This window comes from Micromonospora sp. NBC_00362, assembly GCF_026342155.1.
In the GTDB taxonomy this organism is placed as follows: Bacteria; Actinomycetota; Actinomycetes; order Mycobacteriales; family Micromonosporaceae; genus Micromonospora; species Micromonospora hortensis.
This window is the reverse complement of record NZ_JAPENH010000001.1, coordinates 820,135-843,666: the sequence shown is the minus strand read 5'-3', so window position 1 is coordinate 843,666 and position 23,532 is coordinate 820,135. Positions and strand designations below refer to the sequence as shown.

Sequence of the window (23,532 nt, the reverse complement as noted above, 5' to 3'; positions counted from 1 at the left end):
ATCCTGACGCGTAAGACGTGACCGTGCGCCCAGTGCGGCTCGGGCATCTCGGCACGACCGGTCAGGGCTTGCGGGCCACCGCGCCATAGATGGAGGCGTCGGCCAGGGGCGGACGCTGCTCCAATGGCACCTGCGGCCGCCACTGGGTGACCGGGGCGATGCCCGGTTCGGCCAGCTCCAGACCGGTGAAGAAGCGGGCGAACTCGGCGCGGTCGCGGGAGACGGCGTCCTGCTTCATCCGGCCCGCGGCGAACTCGGCCTCCATCCGCCTGACGATCTCGGCGGGGAGGTGGTCGGTGGTGAAGTGGGTCAGCGCCAGCCAGCTGCCCGACGGCAGCGCGTCGAGCAGGCGGGCGACGCGCTCGTGTGGGCGGTCGTCGTCGGTGAGGAAGTGCGTCACGGCGATCAGCACCAGCGCCACCGGTTGGGACAGGTCAAGGGTGGCGTGCAGTTGCGGGTCGGCGAGGATCTTCTCCGGGTCGCGGAGGTCGGCATCCAGGTAGGCGGTGGCGCCGGCCGGGTCGCTGGTCAGCAGCGCCCGGGCGTGGACCAGCACCATCGGGTCGTTGTCGACGTAGACCACCCGGGAGTCGGGGGCCACCGACTGGGCCACCTCGTGCGTGTTGTCGGCGCTCGGGATGCCGGTGCCGATGTCGAGGAACTGCCGAACGCCGACCTCCTCGGCGAGGAAGCGGACCGCCCGGCCGAGGAAGGCCCGGTTCTCCCGGGCGAGCGTGCGCACCCCTGGGTAGACGGCCGCGATCTGGTCGCCGGACTCCCGGTCGACGGCGAAGTTGTCCTTGCCGCCGAGCCAGTAGTTGTAGCGGCGAGCCGGATGCACAGTCGTGGTGTCGATCCGGTCGGCACCACGGCCCTCAGGCAATTCCGACGTGGACGGCACCGTCACGAGACCTCCCCAGGTCGACGGGACACGCCGCATCCACACAGTCACCGGGCGCATCCAGAGGACATCTGGAGCCGTACCCATGGGCCTGCGGGGCCCGCCGACGCGCGGACGCCGCCGGAGCGGGAAACCGCTTACCAGGAGGCTATTGACGGTCATCACTGGCTGTCAGTACCGTGATGCGGGCAGCGAGAAAGCGCTTTCCGACCCCTCACCGTCCGACAGGGAGCGCCCCCATGCCCCGACACCTCCGTGCGTTCTGCCTGATCCTGCTCGCCATCGCCACAGTGGTGAGCACCACCACCGCCCTGCCCGCCGAGGCCGCCCCGCGCTTCCGGGTGCTGGTCTTCTCCAAGATCACCAACTTCTACCACGACTCGATCCCGGCCGGCATCGCCGCGATCCAGCAGCTCGGCGCCGCCCACAACTTCGAGGTCGTCGCCACCACCGACGCGGCTGCCTTCACCGACGCCAACCTCGCCACCTTCGACGCTCTCGTCTTCAACAACACCAACAGCCTTCCGACCTCGGGTGACCTGCTCAACGCCAGCCAGCGGGCCGCGTTGCAGACGTTCATCCGCAACGGCGGTGGTTGGGCCGGCCTGCACGCCGCCTCGGCCAGCGAACGCGACTGGCAGTGGTACGAGGGGCTGGTCGGCACGATCTTCGACTACCACCCCGACTTCTCGTCCACCGGCGGCACCTTCCCCGGCCGGGTCAAGGTGCTCGACCGGGCGCACCCCTCGACGCGCAACCTGCCGGAACTCTGGGAGCAGAGCGAGGAGTGGTACAACTGGCGGACCAACCCGACCGGCAACGTGCACACCCTCGCCCAGATCAAGGTGCGCGACGGGATCAACGGCCTGGACGAGGGCGTCGACCACGCGTACTCCTGGTGTCAGCGCTACGACGGCGGCCGGTCCTGGTTCACCGCCGGAGGGCACGCCAGCTCCCAGTTCAGCAGCCCGACCTTCCTGGAACACCTGCGCTACGGCATCGAGTGGGCGGCCGGCGCGGTCGCCGGTGACTGCTCGGCCACCAAGACCAGCAACTTCGAACGGGTGGGGCTGGTCACCGAGAACCTAGCCGACCCCTTCGAGTTGGCCGTCGGCCCGGACCGGAAGGTCTACTACATCCAGCGCACCGGCGCGCTGAAGGTGGTCAACTCCGACACCCTCCAGGTCACCACGCTGCTGGACTTCGCCTACACCTCGGCGATGACCGACCAGTCCGACGGGCTACTCGGGATGACCCTGGACCGCAACTTCGCCAGCAACGGCTGGATCTACCTGCTCTGGTCGGACAAGACCCTCAAACAGCTCAACCTGTCCCGGTTCACCGTCGCCAACAACAGCGTCGCGCTCTCCTCGGAGAAACGCCTGCTGACCATCCCCACCTATCGGGGCGAGGGCCGGGCCAACTCGCACATGGGCGGGTCGTTGGCCATGGACGCGGCCGGACGGCTCTACGCGGCGATCGGCGACAACACCGACCCGTTCGCCTCCAGCGGCTACACCCCCGTCGACGAACGCGCCGGCCGCGCCGCCTGGGACGCCCAGGGCACCGCCGGCAACACCAACGACCTACGCGGCAAGATCCTGCGGATCACCCCACAATCCGACGGTACGTACACGGTGCCGAGCGGCAACCTCTTTCCCGCCGGCACCGCGAGGACCCGGCCGGAGATCTACGCGATGGGCATGCGCAACCCGTTCCGGATCACCATCGAACCGCAGACCAACGCGGTGCTGGTGGCCGACTACGGTCCCGACGCCCGCGCCGCCGACCCCAACCGCGGTCCGGAGGGGACCGTCGAGTTCAACCGGATCACCAGCGCCGGCAACTTCGGATGGCCCTACTGCGTGGGCAACAACATTCCCTTCAACGACTACAACTTCGCCACCAACACCTCGGGGGCGAAGTTCACCTGCGCCGCGCCGGTGAACAACTCACCCAACAACACCGGCCTGACCACCCTGCCGGCGGCGAAGTCCGCGCTGGTCTGGTACGCGTACTCCGCCTCCACCCAGTTCCCCGAGCTGGGCACCGGCGGTGGCGGGCCGATGAGCGGCCCGGTCTACGACTACGACCCGGCCAACACCCGCACCACGAAGTTCCCCGAGTACTTCGAGGGCAAGTGGATCACCTATGAGCTGACCCGCAGGTGGTTCAAGACGCTGTCGATCCACAAGACGGCGCAGAGCTTCAGCAACGCGCGCTTCGGCCCGACCGCCGTGGGTGACCTCCAGTCGATCAACGGGATCTTCGGCAACATGAGCTGGATCCAGCCCTTCGAGGCGGAGTTCGGCCCGGACGGTTCGCTCTACGTCATCGACTTCGGCGAGGGCACCGGAAGCGGTCGCGGGGGCAGCAACGCCGGCGCGGGCATCTACCGGATCGACTACGTCGCCAACGGGCGGCCACCGACCGCGAAGATCGCCGCCACCCCCGACACCGGACGTACGCCGCTCACTGTGACGTTCTCCTCCGCCGGGTCGTCCGCCGGTGACGGGTCGGCGCTCAGCTACGCCTGGGACTTCACAAACGACGGCAGCACCGACTCCACCGCCGCCAACCCGAGCCACACCTACTCGACGGCCGGGAAGCACACCGCCCGGCTGACAGTGCGCAACAGCGGCAACGGGTTGACCGCCACAGCGGTCACCGACGTGGTGGTCGGCAACACCCGACCGACGGTGACCATCACAGTGCCCGACGGCGGGTTCTTCGACTTCGGCGACAAGATCCCGTACACGGTGACGGTCACCGACCCGGAGGAGACGACCATCGACTGCGCCAAGGTGACGGTGCAGACGCAGCTCGGCCACGACTCGCACGCCCACCCGCTGGACGTCTACACCGGTTGCTCGGGCCTACTCGCCACTGAGGCCGACGCCGGTGACGGCCACGGACCGGGGCAGAACCTCTACACCCTGATCACCGCGCAGTACACCGACGGTGGCGCGACCGGCGGCGTACCGGCGCTGACCGGCTCGACCCGCGTGCAGTTGCAGCCCAAGAGCAAGGAGGCCGAGCACTTCAGCGCCCAGTCCGGCGTCACTGTCAACGATCGGGCCACCGCCCGCGCCGGCAAGCGGCTCGGCGAGGTCGACCACAACGACTGGGTGGCGTTCGGGCCGGCGGACCTGCGCAACGTCGGCTCGGTGACGCTCGGGGTGACCAACGGCGGGCTCGGCGGCACCATCGAACTGCGCACCGGCTCGCCCACCGGCACGCTGATCGGCACGGCCACCATCGGCTCCACCGGCGGGTGGGACAACCTGGTCTCCCCCACCGTCACGCTGACCAACAAGCCCACCGGCACTACCACGCTGTACGCGAAGTTCGTCAACGCCGCCCAGGTCAATGGCACCCCGGACCTGCTCGCCCTGGACTGGCTGCGGTTCAACGGCGCCGGCGTCAAACAGGAGCCGGGCGGGACGTTGTCCCTGGCCGCCAACCCGACCGGCGGCGTCGCACCGCTGACCACCACGCTCACCGCCACGGCGACGGCACCGTCCGGGCAGAGCATCACCGACTACGCGTGGGACTCCGGCGACAACAGCGCCATCACGCACGGGGCGACACTACGGTCGACGGCGCACAGCTACCCCCGCAAGGGGACCTACACCGCCCGGGTGACGGTCACCTACACCAGCGGGGAGACCCGCTCGCTCAACCTCACCATCACGGTCACCTGACCCAGGTCGCCGGCGGGCGGGAGCGTCCCGCCCGCCGGCGCTACCACGCCGATCGCCCAGGCCCCGGAGTTCCTCGGCGCCGTCATCAGCCGCCGAGGAGCGCGTCACCTCGCCGCGGCAGATGCGTGCGCAGGGCGTCGGGCGCGAATCAGGGTCGGGCTGCGCCCTCGATGGAGGCGCTTGTTTGGGGACGGAGTGCGGTCAGGAGGCTGTCGAGTTGACCCCAGGCCCGCGCGCTCGCGATGGGGTCGATGTAATCTCTGGACTCGATGATGAGCCCATTGCGGATACGCATCACGAAGACGCAGGGCACAGTGAACGCCTCACCTGTCTCGGCTACCCGCCCCTGATAGGCAAACTCGGCGACGATCACCTCCGGGTCCGCAGTCTCATGAATCGTCACGTCGACTGGCTTACGGACCAGCGTCCGGGTGACGGGAGGCGGCGCGGTGAAATGCTCGTGCAGTTCGTTGCGGCTACGCAGCGACGGCGGGTTGAGCGGGTGGAACGGATGTGTGACAAGGGTCTGTTCGGCGTACAGGTCGGCTAAGTCCTCGTACGGACCGTCGCAAACTCCGTTCACCAGTCGGAGGAACGTCTCGCGTGGGCTGCTCATGGCGGGCTTCCTTCGAAATCGGTAGACGTCACCTGGGCCACGCCGAGGACTACCTCCGGGGTGGCCGGTGCCCCATCGACGGCACCCTACTGACCTGAACCTCGATGTGACTGTCCCGAAGCGCATTCGTCGTCCGTATCCGGTGCATCCTCATCGACAGAGGTGCGTGTCATACCCGTGTGTGAGGCTTCGGGGCATGGCGACATTCGTTCTGATCCACGGCGGCGGGGGCAGCGCCTGGGACTGGCATCTCCTTGTCCCCGAGCTGACCAGCCGCGGCCACGACGTGGTCGTACCGGAGCTGCCGATCGAGGACAGATCTGCGGGGTTCACCGAGTTCTGCCAGACGGTCGTCGACGCGATCGGCGACCGGAGCGATCTCGTGGTCGTCGGGCACTCGTACGGTGCGTTCACCGCGCCGCTCATCGCCGACAAGCTGCCGGTGCGGCTGCTCGTCCTGCTCACACCAATGGTCCCCAAGCCCGGTGAAAGGCCCGGTGACTGGTGGGCCAACACCGGTTACCGCAGCGCCGAGGGGCTCAGTGAGGAGCAGCAGTTCTACAACGGTGTCCCGGCCGAGGTCGTCGCGGAGGCAGCATCACACAGCCGGGACCAGGTCAGCGCGGAGGGCGACGAGCCGTGGCCCCTGGACGCCTGGCCAGACGTGCCGACGACGGTCCTCCTCGCCCGCGAGGACCGGTTCTTCCCGGCGGACTTCCAGCGCCGGGTTGCCGCTGACCGCCTCGGCGTCGTCCCGGACGAGATCGACGGCGGGCACTGCGTGTCGCTCAGCCACCCGAAGCAGCTCGCCGACCGTCTCACCGCGTACCCGCTGCCCTGAGGTCGTGACCACGGCGTCACCGTCGGTGGGGCGGTGCACCTCGGCACCGCCCCACGCTCGGTTGAACGGTTACTGCCAGGAACTCTGTTGGGTGTAGACGAGGTTGCCGGGGACCACGGTGCCGTTGGTGCGGTACTCGGTGTACGCCCAGAAGTCACCCTCGGCCAGCGGCTTGTTGGGCTTCAGCGTGAAGTTGAAGCCCTGACCGCGCTCCGAGGTGGAGGGCAGCGTGAGGGTGGCACCCGAATACGTGGCGTTTCGGCCGATGATGGCGTGGCCCAGCTCGAAGTCGACGACGGGACCACCGGGGTACTGTGCGAACACGTACGCGGTGTAGCGCCCCGGCTCCGGCAGGAACTTGTACGCCTGCTCGGCGCTGGTCCAGAACCTGTCACTGCTGTAGACGAGGGTGTCGCCCTTGTACAGGTAGAGATCAAGGTTCGTGTTCGGATCGGCGGTGTTGGCCTCGACGACAATGCCGGCGGTGTTCGCCGGCACCGTGAAGTCGACAGTCTTCACTCCGGTGGCGCTCGGGTCGAACACGCCCCCGTAGACGCCGGCCGGCATCGAGTACGACGTGCGCCGCATCGGGGTGTAACCGGTGCTGCGACCGACGAGCGGGCCGGTGAAGCCCGGCTGGACCATGCCGAAGGCGCCGTTGGCCATCCGGGCGAACTCCTCGCCGTCGTCCGCGTACGGCCGGGCCGAGATGCCCCACGGGCGGGCGGCGACCGGGATCCGGGCGCTGTGCGCCTTACCCTGCCAGGTGATCGACCCGGTCACGTAACGGTCCCAGGGCGCGCTGCCCCGACGCAGCGTGATGGTGACCGTCGCGGACGTGCCGGGCGCCAGGGTCACCGATGCCGGCGACACGGTGACCTTCATGCCGGGCAGACCGGACACCGACGAACGGTAGGTCTCCCGCGCCTTACCCACGTTGGTGAGGGTGCGGGTGAGGGTCACCGGGCGGGTCCCGTCGTACTCGCGCAACGAGATGGCCGGCAGGTTGAGGGCCTTGCCGTCGGGTTCGGTCGTCTCGCTGAACTCGATCAGCTCCGCCGCCGTGGGCTCGATGACCAGTCCCGGGTCGGTGGCCCGGGGCAGGTTGATGAAGCCGCTGCCCTGGTCGAGGGGGTTGCTGGTGCCGACGGTGTCGGTGGCGGTGGTGCGCAGCGCGGAGGCGACCGCGCCGGGTGACCAGTCCGGGTGCGTGGCGCGCAGGATCGCCGCCGCCCCGGCCACGTACGGCGAGGCCATCGAGGTGCCGGAGTACGCGTCGTACTGTCGCCCGAAGTTGCCCGCTGGTGAGACCGCGGCGATGATGTTCGACCCGGGCGCGACCAGGTCGGGCTTGAAGACGCCGAGGGTCACCTTGTCCGGGCCGGTGGAGGAGAAGTCGGCCACGCTCGGTATGCCCGGGACGCTGGAGCCGTCACCGCCGGTGCGCAACGACACGGTGGCGTCGGTGGGGTGGCGCATCAGGTAGTTGAACAGCGTGCCGGCCTGCTTCTCGGTCGGCAGGTAGACCACCGGGAAGTTGAAGATGGAGTTGATCCGGTAGTTGCCGACCGGGTCGAACACCATCATCGCCGCCCCGCCCTTGGCCTTGATCTCGGCGGCGGAGCCGAACATGTCGGACAGCGCGCAGGCGACCACCTTGCCCTTGATCTTGGCGGGGTCCAGGCTGCCGGGCTCGCAGTAGACCGCGCCCAGATCCGGCGAGCCGGCCTGATCGCCGAAGACCAGCGGCAGTGCGCCGCCGCCGGGCAGGGCGTCCAGCGAACCGCCGACCAGCTTCGTGCCGTCGCCCAGCTTGGCGGTGGCCTCGTCGAGCTTGGTCACCGCCGCGCCGACAGTGGTCACCCAGGGTGCCGCGTTGCTGATGGCCCCACTCACGATGCCGGTGTTGCCGGCCGACGCCGCGACGAAGACCCCGGCCAGCGAGGCGTTGAGGAACGCCATGCCGATGGGGGTGTTGGCCTCCCAGTCGCCGAGCTGCGAGCCGATCGAGAAGTTCAGCACCTGCACGCCGTCGGCGACGGCCGCGTCGATGCCGGCGATGATGTCGGCGTCGTAGCCCATGCCACCCCAGAGCACCTTGTAGACGGCGATCTGAGCATCCGGCGCCACCCCGGAGACGGGACCGAAGCGGCGACCGTCGATCGTGACGTTCGAGATCGGCAGGCCGGCAGCCGTGGAGGCGGTGTGGGTGCCGTGCCCGGACGCGTCGCGGGGGGACAGGAACTCGCCCTCGGGCACCGAACCACCGCCGGCGAGCCACGAGTCGGCGAAGTACCGGGCACCCACGATCTTGCCGTTGCAGTGCTCGGCCACGAAGGCCACACCGGTCTGGCAGGTGCCGTGCCAGTTCGCGGGAGCGGGCATCGTCTTGGCGAACGACGCGCTCTCCGGCCAGATGCCGGTGTCCAGGACGCCGATCACCATGCCCGCGCCCGTGCCGGGGCCGGGCTTGGCCGGCCGGCCGGAGCGGTCCGTCGGCGCCGACTGGTCCGCGTCACTCGAGGTGGCGGGCGTCGGGTTGGCGGCGGTCGCGGCGGTCGCGGTGGGCGGCGCCGAGGGGGTGCCGAGGGCCCGCGAGGCGGTGACGGCGCGGACGCGCTTGTCCGCGCGCAACGTGCTCACCTGCTGGGCGGTCAGCTTCGCCGAGAACCCGTTGAAGGCGGTGGTGTAGACGGCGTTGACAGTGACTCCGGCCGCGGCGGCGACGGCGCCCCGCCGCGTGTCGAGGTGCCGGCGGTACGCCTGCGACGGCGTCGACGTCACGTCCAGCCGGTTACCCGCCGCGGGGCGGGTCCGCGCCAGACCGGACACCCCACCGGCGTACGTGGTCAACGGGTCCTCGGCCAACTCGACGACGTACATGCCGGAGCCGGTCTCGTCGACGGCTGCCTTCGGCGTTGTCGCACGGTTGCCGCCGGGTCGACGGTCGGCCCCGTCGGTCAGGATGACCTTCCGGTCGGAGCCAGCGGTGAAGTAGCCGGCGCCACTGCCGTTACTTGGCGATCCAGCGGGTGCCGCCGACGCCGTTCCCGCGACACCGGTGGTACCGGTGATCAGGGCGACGACCAGCGTAGGTATCGCCAGTCTTCGCAGCCTGTTTCCGCTCGTGCCTGTAGCCACGAGGCTCCTTTCGATTGCTCCCTTGTGGAGCGTCTTTCATTGGTCGCGACCCGCACTGGGAGCGCTCCCCCACCCAAGTCCACGACGGTTAATCGAAGATTTGCGCGGTGTTACGGATCACTGGTGCGTATAAGATCACAACGCCTCGGCGATGCCGCCCAGCCCCACGAGTCGGCTCCGCCACCGCCGAGGCGCGCACCGGTCAGCCCGCCGGCCGCGTGATCATCTAGTATCAGCGGCCACCTGGCGTACGACATGGGGGTTCGGTGGCATGTGGTCATTCATCAAGCGGTCAAAGGCCCCGGCCCTGGACCCGACCTATGGTGACCCGCACCGCAAGGCCCTGATCCGGGCGTTGGAGAAGCGCAGGTGGAAGTTCGCCCGGGAACTGCTCACCATGGCCGCCGATCCGGACGAGATGGCCTACCTCATGGAGGCGGTCGGCGGGGTCGACGGGATCCAGGACTGGATCGGCGACTGGATCGACGCCGAGCCCGAGTCGACGCTGCCCGTGCTGGTCGCCGGTTGTCACGCGGTGCACTGGGCGTGGGAGGCACGCGGCGGCAAGCGGGCCAAGTACACCGCCGCTGCCCAGTTCAAGGCGTTCCATGAGCGGTTGCACTACGCCGAAGCGTTGTTGGAGAAGGTGCTCGCCCAGGAACCCGACAACGTCACCGCACGAGCCTGGCTGGTCACCAGCGCACGGGGCCTGGGCATCGGGGCGGCGGAGGCTCAGCAGCGCTTCGAAGCGGTGACGCGACTCCACCCGGGGCACGTGGTCGCGCACGAGCAGCGGTTGCAGTATCTGTGCAAGAAGTGGTCCGGCAGCCACGAGGAGATGTTCGACTTCGCGCGGAGCGCCGCCGCGGCGGCCGGACCCAACAGCCTCCTGCACGAACTGGTGGCCGTCGCCCACTTCGAGAGGTGGGAGGCCACCGACGTGGAAGAGGGCAACGCGTACTTCGACTCGGACGAGGTCCGCGCCGAGCTTCTCACCGCCGCGGAAAACTCGATCTTCCACCCGGACTACATTCCCGCCGGTCCCGGCTGGGCGCCACGGCTGGCGATCTTCGCGCTGACCTTCGAACTGGCCGAGGAGTTCGACGCGGCCGCGCACGTGTTCGCGTTGCTCGACGGGATGGTCACCGAGTGGCCGTGGTCGGTCCTCGGCGAACCGGTCGAGAAGTTCACCGCCTCCCGCGACTGGGTGGCCACGAACCGGAGCGACTAGCTAGCAGACGAGGGTAGCCACGTTCGCTCCATCCCCGTTCCATCGGATCGCCTCCTCACCTACCGGGCTATTTGCCGGAACCTAGCATCGGTGGTCCGAAATACGAGCTTAGTATCGAATCACTGCTGATCCGACCGGCGATGGGGTGACGTGCGTGAACGGCGCGGAAGCACTGCTGCGGACGCTTGTCGACGGCGGGGTCGAGGTGCTCTTCACGAACCCCGGCACCACCGAACTGCACCTGGTCGGAGCGCTGGAGTCGGTTCCCGAGCTGCACGGCGTACTCGCTCTCTTCGAGGGCGTGGTCAGCGGCGCGGCCGACGGTTACGCCCGGATCGCCGGCAAGCCCGCCGCGACGCTGCTGCATCTCGGGCCCGGTCTCGCGTACGGCCTGACGAACCTGCACAACAGCCGCCGCGCCAACTCGCCGGTGGTGAACATCGTCGGGGACCACGCGACGTTCCACACCGCCTTCGACCCACCGTTGAACTCCGACATCGCCGCCCTCGCCGGATGGCTGCGCGGTCCCGTCCGCCGCCCCGAGGACGCCGCCGGCGCCGGCCCGGACGCCGCTGCCGCCCTCGCCGCCGTCATGGAGCCACCCGGCCAGATCGCCACCGTGATCATGCCGGCGGACGTGTCCTGGTCCGACGGAGGCGCGGCCGGCGCTCCCGTGCGGCCCCGGCCGGCGCCGACCGTCGGCCAGGGAACGATCACCCAGGTCGCTGAGGCTCTGCGGAGCGGCGAGACGACAGCACTGGTGATCGGCGGACCAGCTCTGCGGGAGGCGGGCCTGCTGGCAGCGGGCCGGATCGCCGCGGCGACCGGTGCACGCGTCTTCCAGGAGCTCTACTCCAACCGAGTCGAACGAGGGGCAGGCCTACCGGCGTTCCCCCGGCTCGGCTTCTATCCCGACCAGGTGCTCGACCAACTGAACGGGGCGCGGCACGTCGTCGTCGCGGGCACCAAGGCGCCGGTCTCGTTCTTCGCCTACCCCGACCAGCCGAGTCTCCTCGTACCCGAGGGCGCCCAGACGCACGTCCTGGCCGAGGTCGGTCAGGACGCCGTCGCCGCGCTGGTCCGGCTCGCCGACCTGGTGGCACCGGACGCGACGGCCCAGGTCACCGACCCGCACCGACCGGCGCTACCTACCGGCGCACTCACAGTGCAGAACTGGGCCGACGTCATCGCGGCACTCCTGCCCGAACGGGCCATCATCATCGACGAGTCCGTGAGCTCCGGCACCGCCCTCGCCGCCGCCACCGCCGGCGCTCCCCGACACGACGTGCTCATGCAGACCGGTGGCGCCATGGGCGACGGCCTGCCCCTGGCCGTCGGCGCCGCCGTCGCCGCACCCGACCGGCCGGTGGTGGCGCTGGTGGCCGACGGCTGCGTGATGTACACCGCCACCGCGCTCTGGACCCAGGTGCGCGAGCGGTTGAACATCACCAACGTGATCCTCAACAACCACGGGTACGCGATCCTGCGCCAGGAGTGGGGCTACTTCAGCAAGCAGCCGGGCTCTGTCGACCCCGACGCCAATCCGCTGTTCGACCTGACCAACCCTCAGATCGACTTCGTCGGGCTGGCGAACGCGTTCGGGATGCCCGCCACCCGCGCCACCACCGCCGAGCAACTCGCGGAGCAGTTCTCCGCGGCGCTGAACCAGCCGGGCCCGCACCTCATCGACGCCACCATCCCCGCTGCGGCCTAGGCTACGTCTCCTCGTCGCCGCCAGAGCACGGTGCACGCCGCGGCCAGGGCCAGTCCGAGCAGTGGGGCGACACCCACCCCGGCGAGCGTGCAGGCCACCGCGAGCAGCGCCGGTGGCATCCAGCACCAGGCGGGCACGGTACGCGGGACACGACCACGCCGACGTGCCGCGGCTTCCACTGCCATCGGCACCACCAGCACCGGTAACGCGGCGGCCAGCACTGTCAACCAGGGCAGCACCAGACGGTCGAACCGCGCCACCGCCAGCATCCCACCGAGCACCGCGACGAGAAGCATCGCCGCCCGCGCCGGCAGGCGGGGAGCCAGACCGCGCAACGCCAGGGAACCGGAGTACGTGGTGGTCAGCGCCGCCGCGAAGACCGCCACCGCGACGAACAGATTCGCGTACGCGGCCAGCCCCGAGCCGGTGGCGAGCAGCGCGACCACGTCGGCCGAGCCGGTCCGCAGCCACAGGCCGGCCCCGGCGAGCACCCCGAGCAGCGCCGGCCCGATCAGCAGCCCCACGCACCAGGCCAGGTCCCGCCTTCGGGAGAGGCCCACGCTGAAGTCCGGTGCGCGCAGCGCGAACACGGCCGCGTACCCGATCAGCGCGGCGGCGTCGGCGAGCCCGCCGCCGGCGAGGCGGACCGGCGCACCGGGTGGTGGCAGCACCGTCAGGCACCAGCCGACCAGCACCACCGCGCTGAGCGTGGTGACCACCGCGACCCGGTTGCCGAGCCGGGCCGGCGCCCAGGAGACGGCGAGGACCGCCACCTCCAGCAGCACCGGCCCGGCCCAGCCCGGCAGGTGGGTCAACGCGGCCAGCGAGGCCCCGCCGAGCCCGACGTTGAACCCGTTCCACCCGATCATCGACACGGCCAGCACCGCCGTCAGCAGCAGCCGCGAGGTGTCCCCCAGGTACGCGGGCAGCACGGCGGTCAACGTCCCGCCGTCGCCGAGCGGCCGGCGTAGCCCGATCCGGCCCTGCCCCCAGAGCAGGGCCGCCATCAGCGTCCCGCCGACCAGCAGCCCGGCCACCGGCACCGCACCGCCGTGTCGGGCGGCCATCGCCGCGCCGAGCACCAGGGTGGCGGGTGCGGTGCCGATGCCCAGCCAGGCGCCGACCGCCGCCGGCCAGCGCCGTTCGGGAAGGTCAGGCAACGTGGCGTAGGTAGCCGGCGATCGCCGCGTCGAGCACCTCCGCGCCCGGACCCGCCCACACCTCGGCGGAGAAGACCTCCACCTCGATCGGGCCGACGTAGCCGGCCGCGTCCACCGCCTCGCGCAACCGACGTAGCTCGATGCAGCCGTCACCGGGCAGCGCCCGGCCGAGCAGCACCCCCTCCGGTAGCGGGGTCACCCAGTCGCAGACCTGGAACGCCGCGATCCGGGCGCCGGCCCGCGCGATCTGCGCGTACACCATGTCGTCCCACCAGACGTGGTACGCGTCGACGACCACGCCGACCACCGCCGGGTCGAACCGCTCGGCGATGTCCAGCGCCTGGCCGAGGGTGGCGATCACGCACCGGTCGGCGGCGAACATCGGGTGCAGCGGCTCGATGGCCAGCCGTACCCCGGCGGCGTCGGCGTGCGGGGCCAGTTCGCCGATCGCGTCGGCGACCCGACGCCGCGCGCCGTCGACGTCCCGGCTGCCGGCGGGCAGCCCACCGGAGACCAGCACCAGCTCCGGAGCGCCGAGTGCGGCGGCCTCCTCGATGGCGCGCAGGTTTTCCGCCCGCCAGTCGTCGGCGGAGAAGAAGCCGCCCCGGCACAGCGACGTGACGGCGAGGCCGGCGTCGCGGACCAGTTTCGCCGAGCGGGCCAACCCGTACTCGGCCACCGGCTCCCGCCACAGGCCGATGCCCGGTACACCGGCCGCCACGCATCCGGCCACCACCTCGGGCAGCGGCCAGCGCTGGGCGGTGGCCTGGTTGAACGAGAACCGCGCGAGGCTCACTGGGCTGGTCTTCGCTCCCGACTGCGGGGCTCGCAAAGCCGGCTCACTCCTCGCGCTCACTGGGCCACCCCCGCGACGGTGAACAGCGCTCGGGCGCGGGCGGCGGCCAGGTCGGCGTCGGGCAGCAGCCCGGCCGCGTCGGCAAGGGTGAGCAGGGTGGCCAGGTGCGCCGGAGACCGACCGGACTGCGCGCCACCGACCATCGTGAAATGGTCCTGGTGCCCGGCCAACCAGGCCAGGAACACGATCCCCGTCTTGTAGTGCCAGGTCGGCGCCGCGAACAGGTGCCGGGCCAGCGGCACTGTGGGCCCGAAGAGCTCGTCGTACGCCGTCAGGTCCCCCCGGTCCAGGGCGGCCAGCGCGGCGGCGGCTGCTGGCGCGATGGCCGCGAACACCCCGAGCAGCGCGTCGGAGTGACCCACCTCGTCACCCCGGATCAGCTCCGGGTAGTGGAAGTCGTCGCCGGTGTAGAGGCGTACCCCGGCCGGCAGGCGGCGGCGCAACGCGACCTCCCGGTCGGCGTCCAGCAGCGACACCTTGATTCCATCCACACTGGACTCGTGTGCCTTGATCAGCTCGATCACCGTGTCGGTGGCCAGGTCCAGGTCGACAGCACCCCAGTAGCCGGTCAACGCCGGGTCGAACATCGGGCCCAGCCAGTGCAGCACCACCGGTTCGTCGGCGGCGCCCAGCAGCTCGTCGTAGACCCGCAGGTAGTCGTCCGGACCGCGTGCGGCGGCGGCCAGGTGCCGGCTGCACATCAGCACCGGTCGGGCGCCGGCGGCGCGGACGTCGTCGAGCTGCTCGGCGTACGCGGCGGTGACCGCCGCCAGTGTGGCCGGGCCGACCGGCAGCTGGTCGGTGTTGACCCCGGCGACGATCCGCCCGCCGACCGCGCGGGCCTCGGCGGCGCTGCGCCGGATCAGCTCCCGGGTGGCCGGATAGTCCAGCCCCATCCCCCGTTGGGCGGTGTCCATCGCCTCGGCGACCCCCAGCCCGTACGACCAGAGATGCCGCCGGAAGGCGAGGGTGGTGTCCCAGTCCACCGCCGCCGGGGCGCCCGGCACGTTCTCCGCGCCCGGATCGGCGACCACGTGCGCGGCGGCGTACGCGATCCGGCTGGTCGCCGGCGCGGCCGGTCGGGTGAAGCCGCTCCCCCCGGCGAGGCGATGCCGCCGTCCACCGGGCAGCACGACCTCGGCGCTCATGAGCGCAGCTCCGGCACCTCGATGCGACCACCTTCGCGGGCGGAGCGCAGCCCCAGCTCGGCGAGCTGCACGCCGCGCGCGCCGGCCAGGAAGTCCCACCGGAACGGCTCGCCGGCCACCACGTGCCGCAGGTACGCCTCCCACTGCACCTTGAAGCCGTTGTCGAACTCCTCGTTGTCGGGCACCTCGGCCCACTGGGCGCGGAAGTCCTCGGTGGCCGGCAGGTCCGGGTTCCACACCGGCTTCGGAGTGACCGCCCGGTGCTGAACCCGGCAGTTGCGCAGGCCGGCGATCGCGCTGCCCTCCGTGCCGTCGACCTGGAACTCCACCAGCTCGTCGCGGTACACCCGCACGGCCCAGGAGGAGTTGATCTGCGCGATCACCCCGCCGTCGAGTTCGAAGGTGGCGTACGCGGCGTCGTCGGCGGTGGCCGCGTACGCCTGACCGGCCTCGTCGACCCGTTCGGGCACGTGGGTGGCGGTCACGCAGGAGACGGCGGTGACCCGGCCGAACAGCTCCTCCAGCACGTAGTGCCAGTGCGGGAACATGTCGACCACGATGCCGCCGCCGTCCTCGGCCCGGTAGTTCCACGACGGCCGCTGAGCCGGCTGCCAGTCGCCTTCGAAGACCCAGTAGCCGAACTCGCCGCGCACCGAGAGGATCCGGCCGAAGAAGCCGCCGTCGATGAGGCGCTTGAGCTTGCGCAGGCCGGGCAGGAAGAGCTTGTCCTGCACGACACCGGTGCGGACACCGGCCGCGTCCGCCGCCCGGGCCAGGTCGAGAGCCGCCGCGGTGTCCTCGGCCAACGGCTTCTCCGTGTAGATGTGCTTGCCGGCCTCGATGGCCTGCCGGATCGCCTTCTCCCGTTGCTGGGTGACCTGCGCGTCGAAGTAGATCTCGACATCGTCGCGGGCCAGCGCCGAGGTCAGGTCGGTGGTCCAGTCGGTCAGCCCGTGCCGTTCGGCGAGTTCCCGGAGCTTCGTCTCGTTGCGCCCGACCAGGACCGGTTCCGGCCAGACGGTGGTGCCGTCGGCCAACGCCACACCGCCGGATTCGCGGATGGCCAGCAGCGACCGGACGAGGTGCTGCCGGTAGCCCATCCGTCCGGTCACGCCGTTGACGATGATGCCGATCGACCTGCGGGTCATGGTGTTCCTTCCGTCGTGCTGGTCGTGCCGATCCGCGCTCAGTGGTTGGCGGCCGCGCTGCCGAGCAACCCACGCAGGTCGGTGGCGAGCCGGTCGAAGCGGGGATCCGACATCACCTGCGCGTAGTCGCGGTGCGCCGGCAGCTCGACCGGGAAGGAGCGGATGATCCGGCCGGGCCGGGGACTCATCACCACGACCCGGGTGCCGAGGAAGACCGCCTCGGCGATGGAGTGGGTGACCAGCACCACAGTGGTTCCGGTCTCCCGCCAGATCCGGTGCAGTTCGGCGTTCATCTGCTCGCGGGTCAGTGCGTCCAGGGCGCCGAACGGTTCGTCCATCAACAGCACCGGCGGGGAGTGCAGCAGCGCGCGGCAGAGCGCCACCCGCTGCTGCATGCCGCCGGACAGCTCGTGTGGCAACGCCTTCTCGAAGCCGGTCAGGCCGGTCATCTCGATCAGCTCGTCGGCGCGGCGGGCCGCCTGCGCCCGGTCCATGCCGCGCATCTCGGCCTGGAGCAGGATGTTGGCCCGGGCACCGCGCCACTCCAGCAACGCGGCCTTCTGGAAGACGAAGCCGATCTCCTTTTGCGGGCCGCGCACCGGGCGTTCCAGCAGCGACACGTCACCGCTGGTCGGCTTGACCAACCCCGCGACGATCTTCAGGAGGGTGGACTTGCCGCAGCCGGACGGGCCGACGATAGTGACGAACTCGCCGGGCTCGATGTCCAGCGACACGTCGTCCAACGCTGTGGTCTGCGACCGTCGGGTGGTGAACCGGACGGTCAGCCCGGACATCCCGATGGCGGTGCCGGTGGCTGCCGGCGCGGCGGTCACCGGGTCACCCCTGCGCCGCGTACGAGGAGTCCCAGTACGCGCTGGGCGCTCCCGGGTCCTTCAGCTCGGCGTAGCGGGACATCAGGTCGATGGTCTCGGTCCACTGGGCCTCGGTGTTCACCCCGGGCGGGCCGTCCGCGCCGATCAGTGGCATGTTGAGCGTGAGCTGCTTGGTGAGCACCTCGGGCGCCGGCTCGTTCTCGGCCAGAGCCGTCATCGCGCTCACCGCGCCGGCCGGGTCCCGGGCGGCGTCGGCCCAGGACTTCTGGGTGGCCCGGACGAACTTGCGGACCAGCTCCGGGTCCTTCTGCAGGGTCTGGGTGTTGGCGATCAGGCCGGTGCCGAGCAGGTTCATCCCGTAGTCGGCGAAGAGCAGCACGTCGACCTTCTTGCCGGTCTTGCTCTCGATGGTCGGCGCCTGGTCGTGGAAGAAGCCCATGATGGCGTCGACCTTGCCCTCGGCCAGGGCGGCGATCTTGCCGGCGGCGTCGACGTTGACCACCTTGACGTCGTCCTTCTTGAGCCCGTTCTTCTCCAGCCAGGCCGGGAAGGTCGCGTAGAGGGCGTCGCCGGGGGTGCCGCCGACGGTCTTGCCCTTGAGGTCTGCCGGGGTCTTGATGTTCTCCTCGGTGAAGAACTCCACCGAGGACGGACCCTTCTCCAGGTACGCGCCGAGGCTGCGTACCGGCATGCCGCTGGCCACCGACTTCAGCAGCACCGGGCTGTCCGCCCACCCGAAATCGGTCTGCTTCTGGGCGACCTGCTTGACGGTGTTGCCCGAGCCGTTGCCGGGCAGGATCTTCAGGTCGATGCCCTCGGCGGAGTAGTAACCCTTCTGCAGGCCGTAGTAGAAGGGCGCGTGCTCGCCGTAGGGCACCCAGTTGAGGGTGAGGGTGACCTGCTTGCTGCCGTCGGCGTTGGTGCTGCCGCCGGGGTCGTCCCCACCGCAGCCGGTGGCGGCGAGGAGCAGGGCGGCGGTGGCCAGGATGGTGGTGGCGGTGCGTTTCATCGGTGCCTCCGTGATGGGGTCGGTCAGGAGGTGGTGAGGGACACGCCGGCCCGTCGGCTGGCGTGCCACGGAATGAGCAGTGCCTCGGCGATCTCGACCAGGACGAACAGGACGATGCCGATGGCCGACATGAGGATCAGGTCGGCGAACAGCAGTGGGGCGTCGAGGTTGCCGTTGGCCAGCAACAGGACGTAGCCGAGCCCCTCGCTGGCGCCGACGAACTCGCCGACCACGGCACCGACAACGGCGAGGGTGACGGCCACCTTCAGGCCGGCCATCAGGTGCGGCAACGCGTTCGGGAAGCGGATCTTGCGGAAGGTGCGCCACGGCCCGGCGCCCATCGTTGCGGCGAGGTCGAGCAGTTCCGGGTCGGTGGAGCGCAGTCCGGCCACGCCGGAGATGACCACCGGGAAGAACGCGATGAGCACCGCCAGGATGATCTTCGGGGTGAGGCCGAGGCCGAACCAGACCACCAGCAGCGGCGCGATGGCGATCTTCGGGATGACCTGTGCGAACAGGACGATCGGGTAGAGCGCCTTGTCCAGGGTGCGGGAGTAGGCGATGGCGACCGCCGTGGCCAGGCCCAACGCGGCGGCCAGCACGAAGCCGAGCACCGTCTCGTAGAGGGTCACCAGTGTGTGCCGGGCCAGCTCGGACCACTGGGTGGTCATCGTCTCCCACACCTGGCCGGGGGTGGGCACCAGGTAGTTCGGGACGTACTCGCGGGCCGCCACGAACCACCAGGCGGCGAAGAAGACCGCGAGCACCAACGCCGGGCGCCAGAGCGAGTCGGCGAAGGTCACGGCCCGGCGACCGAGCGTGGGCCGGGGTGGACGCCCGCCGCCGGGTGGCGTCGTCACGACAGTGGACGAAGCCCTTCCGTCGAGGCCGTCCGCACCGCCGCTGCCGGGCCCGGCAGCGGCTGCTCGCGCACCACTGGCCTGGTCGGCGGCGGCCTGCCGGCCCGCCGTGTCCAAAGAGTTCTCGGTCACGCGGAACCTCCTCGGGGCCCGGCACGACGCCCATGGACCGGGCCGGTCGGCGGATCAGGCAAACGCTTTCCTGGAGCGTAGGCGGCCCCCTCACGCCGGGCAAGGCCTTTCCTCGATCTGTTTCCACCGATGCCTGGGGACCACAGCGGCCGTCCCGAAGGGACGCTCAGCCGGCCGCCGGGTAGGTGTCGAGAAGGCCACACATACCCAGCCGGCCCCGCTCGACCGGCTCGTTGACCGCGAACACCCCGGCGTCGCCCAGGTGGCCGGGATCCCCCCGCTCCAGGGCGTCGAGCTGCGCGGCGGTGTCGGCGGCGGCACGACCCGCGCCGGCCTCCCACCGCTGCCGCCACCGCGCCAGCAGCGGCTGGCGCAGGGCGACCGCGGCGGCGTGGAACGCGGCCAGCGCCGCCGGCCCACCGGAGCGCAGCGCCTGAAAGCCGGTCACCGCCAGATCACGACGGCGGTACGCCGCAAGCACGTCCGCGCCCGGCGCTCCCCCGTCGGGCAACGCCGCCGCCTCGGCGTACGCGGCCGGGTCGGCCAGCACCTCGGGTGGGAAGGTCAACACCGCGTCGCCGGCCTCGGGCAGGCCGCTGTTCTGCATCAGCACCACGATGCTGAGCCCGCCACCGTTTACCAGTCGGTGCACGGTGCCCGGCTCGAACCAGACCACCACCCCCGGCCGCAGCGGCGTCTCCCGGTAGCCGGCAGTGGTCACTGTCTGCACCGCGCCCTCGCCACCGGTCACCACGTACCCCTCGGTGCAGCACAGGTGCACGTGCGGGGTGCCGCCGACCAGGCCGTCCGGGGCCACCGTGTCGTAGACGCGCAGCCGGGACACCCCGACCCCGCCGGGCAGCGGCGCCGACCGATCACGCATCGAAGTACTCGTCGGCGTCGTCAGCGGCCGGCAAAGACACCAGCAGCACTGTGAGGTCGCCGATGGCCCGGTGCCGGCAGCCCGGCTTGATCAGGAACGCGGACATCGGCCGAGCCGGGTGACGGACCCCGTCCAGCTCGATCTCGCCCTCACCGGCGAGCACGACGTAGTACTCGGTGGCGATCCGGTGGTGGTGCGTCACCGCGTCCTGCACCTGGAGCAGATGCACGCTGGCCTGGCCCTCGCTCTCGGCGATGAAACCCCGGCGGGTGGTCCCACACGAGCAGCGTCGGGCGGGAAGGTCGTCAAGTTGAAGTACCGCGAAGCGATCGGACACGGCCGGGCCTCCCTGCGGGAAAGGGCTTTCTCTGCGGTACGGTGACGCTAGCCGGCACGACGAAACGCCGTCAACAGATCGAGGGGGCGGGCCATGGCGACCCTGTCCGATGTGGCCCGCCGAGCGGGCGTCTCGCCCGCCACCGCCTCCCGCGTCATCAACGGCAGCAGCAAGCCGGTCACCGACGAGCTGCGCGAACGCGTGCTCGCCGCCGTCGCCGAGTTGCAGTACGTGCCGAACGCGCACGCCCAACTGCTGGCCCGCTCGCACCGCAGCGCTGTCGGCGTGATCGTGCACGACGTCTCCGACCCATACTTCGCCGAGATCACCCGAGGGCTGCAACGGGTCGCCACCGACCAGGGCCGGCTGCTGATGATCTGCAACAGCTACCGGGACCCGGACCGCGAGTTGGAGTACGTGGAGCTGCTGCGCGGCCACCAGGTGGCGGCGCTGATCCTGGCCGGCTCGGGCTACCACGACGAGGCGTTCACCCGACAACTCAACGAGAAGCTCGCCGCGTACGAGGCAACCGGCGGGAGGGTGGCGGTGATCGGCCGGCACGAGCACTCCGGCGACGCGGTGATGCCGGACAACCGGACCGGCGGCTACCTCGCCGGGCGGGAGCTGTGCGGTCTGGGGCACCGGGCGATCGGCGTGGTCGCCGGCCCACGCATCCTGACGACCACCACCGACCGGCTCGCCGGCCTCCGGCAGGCCCTCACCGAGCAGGGCCGCGAGCTGCCCGAACGGCGCATCCGGTACGCGGAGTTCGACCGCGACGGCGGCGCCGAGGCCACCGCCCGACTGCTCGACGCCGACCCGGAGCTGACCGCGATCGTGGCGCTCAACGACTCGATGGCCATCGGCGCGCTCGCCACCCTGCGCGCGCGTGGGTTGGCAGTGCCGCAGCAGATCTCGGTGCTGGGTTTCGACGACATGCCGATCGCCCGGGACGTGACCCCGGCGCTGACCACAGTGCGACTGCCCCTTGTCGACATGGGTGTGCGGGCGATGTCCCTGGTGCTCGGCGTCGGCGCCCCGACGCCCCGGGTCGAGGTGCTCCCCGCCGAACTGGTCCGCCGCGACACCGCCGGTCCCGTCCCACTGTCCACCCGCGCCACAGCGGGTTCCGCGCCACGCGCGCGGCGAGGTGACGCCACGTCGTGACCGGTGCCAGCCCGACCCAGCGCCGCCTCACGCGCGCCGATGTCGCGTACCTGGTCGGTGCGTCATTCGGGCCACACACCCGGGTCCGGGACGCCGGTCCGCTGGCCGGCGGCGGGTACGCCACGGTCTGGTGGGCGCTGCTCGACGACGACAGTCGGGTGGTGCTGAAACTGGCTCCGCCGGCCGGAACGCCGCTTCTACGCTACGAGCGCGGGCTGTGCGCTGCCGAGGAGCGGTACTTTCGGCTCGTCGCGCAGCGGGCGCCGCAGGTGCCCGTCCCCCCGGTGCTCTGGCGCGGCGCCGACCCGGCGTACGGCGAGTGGTTGGTCACCGCGATGCTGCCCGGCCGGTCGCTGTCCGACCTGGCCGAGGCCGGTGTCGCGGTCCACGACGGCCCGGCGCGCTACGACCTCGGGGTGGCTCTCGCCGCGTTGCACCGGGTGACCGGTGAACGGTTCGGGTACGACGACGATCGGGCCGGCGGGCCGACCTGGCGGGCGGCGTTCACGGCGATGCTCGACGCGCTCCTGGCCGACGCGGCCGACTGGGGCGTCCGACTGCCGGTGACCCCGGAGCACCTGCGTGCGCTGGTGGGGCGGCACGCCGACGTGCTCGACGAGGTGCGCCGCCCGGTGCTGCTGCACTTCGACTGCTGGGACGGCAACGTGCTGGCGGCGCCCGACGCGGACGGCCGGTTGCGGTTGCGCGGCCTGGTGGACGGCGAGCGGTTCCTCTACGGCGACCCACTGCTGGACCTGGTCTCGCCGCTGCTCTTCCGACGCGTCGAGGACGAACCGGAGCACCCCCTGCTGCGCGGCTACCAGGCCAACGCCGCCGAACCGTTGGTGCTGAACGCCTCGGCACGCCGCCGGCTCGGCCTCTACCGGTTGCACCTGTACCTGCTGATGACCGTGGAGATGCCCAGCCGCGGGATGACCGTGCGCAGCCATCCCGGGCGGTCCGCCCGGCTGGCGGCACTGCTCGACGAGGAACTCGCCGCGCTCGCCTCGGGCTGACGCCCCGGCGCGGGTGGCGTCCGGCACGTGGTCGGACGCCACCCTTCGGGTCAGGGCAGGTCGATCGGGCGCAGTACCCGGTCCACGGCGTGCGCGATCTGCCGGTTGCCCTTGTTGACGTCGTAGGAGACGACGCGCGCGTCACGGTCGTTGGTGTCGGCGTCGACCAGCCGCACCTGACGGAAGAAGTACAGGTAGGTGCGCACGTCGACCTCGACTGTCGAACCGAGCGCGGTGGTCAGGTCCGTGCCGTCGGCCCGGACCGCCGTCTTGCGATCGATGGTGGCGCCCGGGACCACGTGGTAGAGCAGCACCGACTCGACGGTGTCGATGCCCAGCCCGGCCACGGCGGTGAAGGCGGCGCTCTCACTCGGCAGCTTCCGGGCCTGCGTGATCTCGCGGACCAACTGCTGGAACGCGGCGTCGGTGGGGATGAACGCGGTCAGCGCCACGGTGCCGTCGGTGAGCACCTTGACCGGAGAGTTCGGCTTGGCCTCCAACACGGCCAGCACGGCCGCCGTCAGCACGTCGAAGTCACGCGAGTTGCGGTCGAAGCCGCTGCTGTCGCGGGTGAGCACCTGGGCGAGTGACGTCGTGCCGAGCGGCTTGGGCTTGCCGGTGGCCTGAGCGGCCGGTACGGCGACAGCGGTGGTGGCCAGCGCGGTGGCCATGGCACCCACCGCCATCCGGGCGGCGATTCGTGCGATCTTCATCAGCGGGCCTTTCGTCGAAGCGACCGGATCCGTGACGTCTCGTCACGATCCATGCTTCGCACCGGGTAGGCCGCGCAGATGCACCAGCGGATAACGGATTGTCCGGGGCTCCTGCCGGGGCC

Annotated in this window: 19 protein-coding genes; 6 read left to right on the top strand and 13 right to left on the bottom strand. The window is 71.0% G+C overall.

Features of this window, described 5'->3' with window-relative positions; genetic code table 11:
- Positions 1-61: 61 nt before the first annotated feature.
- Complete coding sequence (locus OG992_RS03620) at positions 62-907, bottom strand: SAM-dependent methyltransferase (RefSeq protein WP_266302340.1); 846 nt, start codon at positions 905-907, stop codon at positions 62-64.
- Between the two features lie 233 nt (positions 908-1,140).
- Between OG992_RS03620 and OG992_RS03615 the strand changes: the two genes are divergently transcribed.
- Positions 1,141-4,605, top strand: a complete 3,465-nt coding sequence (locus OG992_RS03615; protein ID WP_266302339.1) for a ThuA domain-containing protein — start codon at positions 1,141-1,143, stop codon at positions 4,603-4,605.
- A 148-nt stretch (positions 4,606-4,753) separates the two neighbouring features.
- Here the strand turns inward: OG992_RS03615 and OG992_RS03610 are convergent, their stop codons facing one another.
- Positions 4,754-5,221: a nuclear transport factor 2 family protein gene (locus OG992_RS03610; protein ID WP_238685169.1), complete on the bottom strand. Its 468-nt coding sequence runs from the start codon at positions 5,219-5,221 to the stop codon at positions 4,754-4,756.
- A gap of 196 nt (positions 5,222-5,417) precedes the next feature.
- Between OG992_RS03610 and OG992_RS03605 the strand changes: the two genes are divergently transcribed.
- Complete coding sequence (locus OG992_RS03605; RefSeq protein ID WP_266302338.1) at positions 5,418-6,062, top strand: alpha/beta fold hydrolase; 645 nt, start codon at positions 5,418-5,420, stop codon at positions 6,060-6,062.
- A gap of 69 nt (positions 6,063-6,131) precedes the next feature.
- Here OG992_RS03605 and OG992_RS33765 read toward each other — a convergent pair whose 3' ends face one another.
- Entirely contained in the window at positions 6,132-9,203 is a 3,072-nt protein-coding gene (locus tag OG992_RS33765) for a S8 family serine peptidase (protein ID WP_323181775.1), read from the bottom strand.
- Positions 9,204-9,474: 271 nt separating this feature from the next.
- Here OG992_RS33765 and OG992_RS03585 point away from each other — a divergent pair, with 271 nt between their 5' ends.
- Complete coding sequence (locus tag OG992_RS03585; protein ID WP_266302337.1) at positions 9,475-10,434, top strand: DUF4034 domain-containing protein; 960 nt, start codon at positions 9,475-9,477, stop codon at positions 10,432-10,434.
- A gap of 154 nt (positions 10,435-10,588) precedes the next feature.
- Positions 10,589-12,148, top strand: a complete 1,560-nt coding sequence (locus OG992_RS03580) for an acetolactate synthase large subunit (protein ID WP_266302336.1) — start codon at positions 10,589-10,591, stop codon at positions 12,146-12,148.
- Here the strand turns inward: OG992_RS03580 and OG992_RS03575 are convergent.
- The 9 genes from OG992_RS03575 to OG992_RS03535 all read right to left on the bottom strand — a co-directional run bounded on the left by OG992_RS03575 (position 12,145) and on the right by OG992_RS03535 (position 20,514).
- Positions 12,145-13,308, bottom strand: a complete 1,164-nt coding sequence (locus OG992_RS03575) for a hypothetical protein (RefSeq protein ID WP_266302335.1) — start codon at positions 13,306-13,308, stop codon at positions 12,145-12,147. The genes OG992_RS03580 and OG992_RS03575 overlap by 4 nt on opposite strands.
- Positions 13,301-14,104, bottom strand: a complete 804-nt coding sequence (locus OG992_RS03570; protein ID WP_266302334.1) for a sugar phosphate isomerase/epimerase — start codon at positions 14,102-14,104, stop codon at positions 13,301-13,303. The genes OG992_RS03575 and OG992_RS03570 overlap by 8 nt, the downstream gene beginning before the upstream one ends.
- Positions 14,105-14,160: 56 nt before the next feature.
- Positions 14,161-15,312 carry a dihydrodipicolinate synthase family protein gene (locus OG992_RS03565; protein ID WP_266302333.1) on the bottom strand — a complete coding sequence of 384 codons (1,152 nt, stop codon included), beginning with the start codon at positions 15,310-15,312 and terminating at the stop codon, positions 14,161-14,163.
- Entirely contained in the window at positions 15,309-16,460 is a 1,152-nt protein-coding gene (locus OG992_RS03560; protein WP_266302332.1) for a Gfo/Idh/MocA family protein, read from the bottom strand. The genes OG992_RS03565 and OG992_RS03560 overlap by 4 nt, the downstream gene beginning before the upstream one ends.
- 38 nt (positions 16,461-16,498) lie before the next feature.
- Positions 16,499-17,293 carry an ABC transporter ATP-binding protein gene (locus OG992_RS03555; protein ID WP_266302331.1) on the bottom strand — a complete coding sequence of 265 codons (795 nt, stop codon included), beginning with the start codon at positions 17,291-17,293 and terminating at the stop codon, positions 16,499-16,501.
- Between the two features lie 4 nt (positions 17,294-17,297).
- Positions 17,298-18,302 carry an ABC transporter substrate-binding protein gene (locus tag OG992_RS03550; RefSeq protein ID WP_210782234.1) on the bottom strand — a complete coding sequence of 335 codons (1,005 nt, stop codon included), beginning with the start codon at positions 18,300-18,302 and terminating at the stop codon, positions 17,298-17,300.
- Between the two features lie 23 nt (positions 18,303-18,325).
- The gene (locus OG992_RS03545) at positions 18,326-19,294 is read right to left on the bottom strand and encodes an ABC transporter permease (protein WP_238685161.1); all 969 of its coding nucleotides are present in this window, start codon (positions 19,292-19,294) and stop codon (positions 18,326-18,328) included.
- 166 nt (positions 19,295-19,460) lie between these two features.
- Complete coding sequence (locus OG992_RS03540) at positions 19,461-20,177, bottom strand: cupin domain-containing protein (protein ID WP_238685160.1); 717 nt, start codon at positions 20,175-20,177, stop codon at positions 19,461-19,463.
- Positions 20,170-20,514, bottom strand: coding sequence for a cupin domain-containing protein (locus OG992_RS03535; RefSeq protein ID WP_124856015.1), 345 nt, complete (start codon positions 20,512-20,514; stop codon positions 20,170-20,172). The genes OG992_RS03540 and OG992_RS03535 overlap by 8 nt, the downstream gene beginning before the upstream one ends.
- A gap of 93 nt (positions 20,515-20,607) precedes the next feature.
- Between OG992_RS03535 and OG992_RS03530 the strand changes: the two genes are divergently transcribed.
- Positions 20,608-21,681, top strand: coding sequence for a LacI family DNA-binding transcriptional regulator (locus tag OG992_RS03530; protein ID WP_238685159.1), 1,074 nt, complete (start codon positions 20,608-20,610; stop codon positions 21,679-21,681).
- Positions 21,678-22,697, top strand: coding sequence for a phosphotransferase family protein (locus OG992_RS03525; protein ID WP_266302330.1), 1,020 nt, complete (start codon positions 21,678-21,680; stop codon positions 22,695-22,697). Before OG992_RS03530 ends, OG992_RS03525 begins: the two co-directional genes overlap by 4 nt.
- Before the next feature lie 50 nt (positions 22,698-22,747).
- Here OG992_RS03525 and OG992_RS03520 read toward each other — a convergent pair whose 3' ends face one another.
- Positions 22,748-23,410, bottom strand: a complete 663-nt coding sequence (locus tag OG992_RS03520) for a fasciclin domain-containing protein (RefSeq protein ID WP_266302329.1) — start codon at positions 23,408-23,410, stop codon at positions 22,748-22,750.
- Positions 23,411-23,532: the final 122 nt, after the last annotated feature.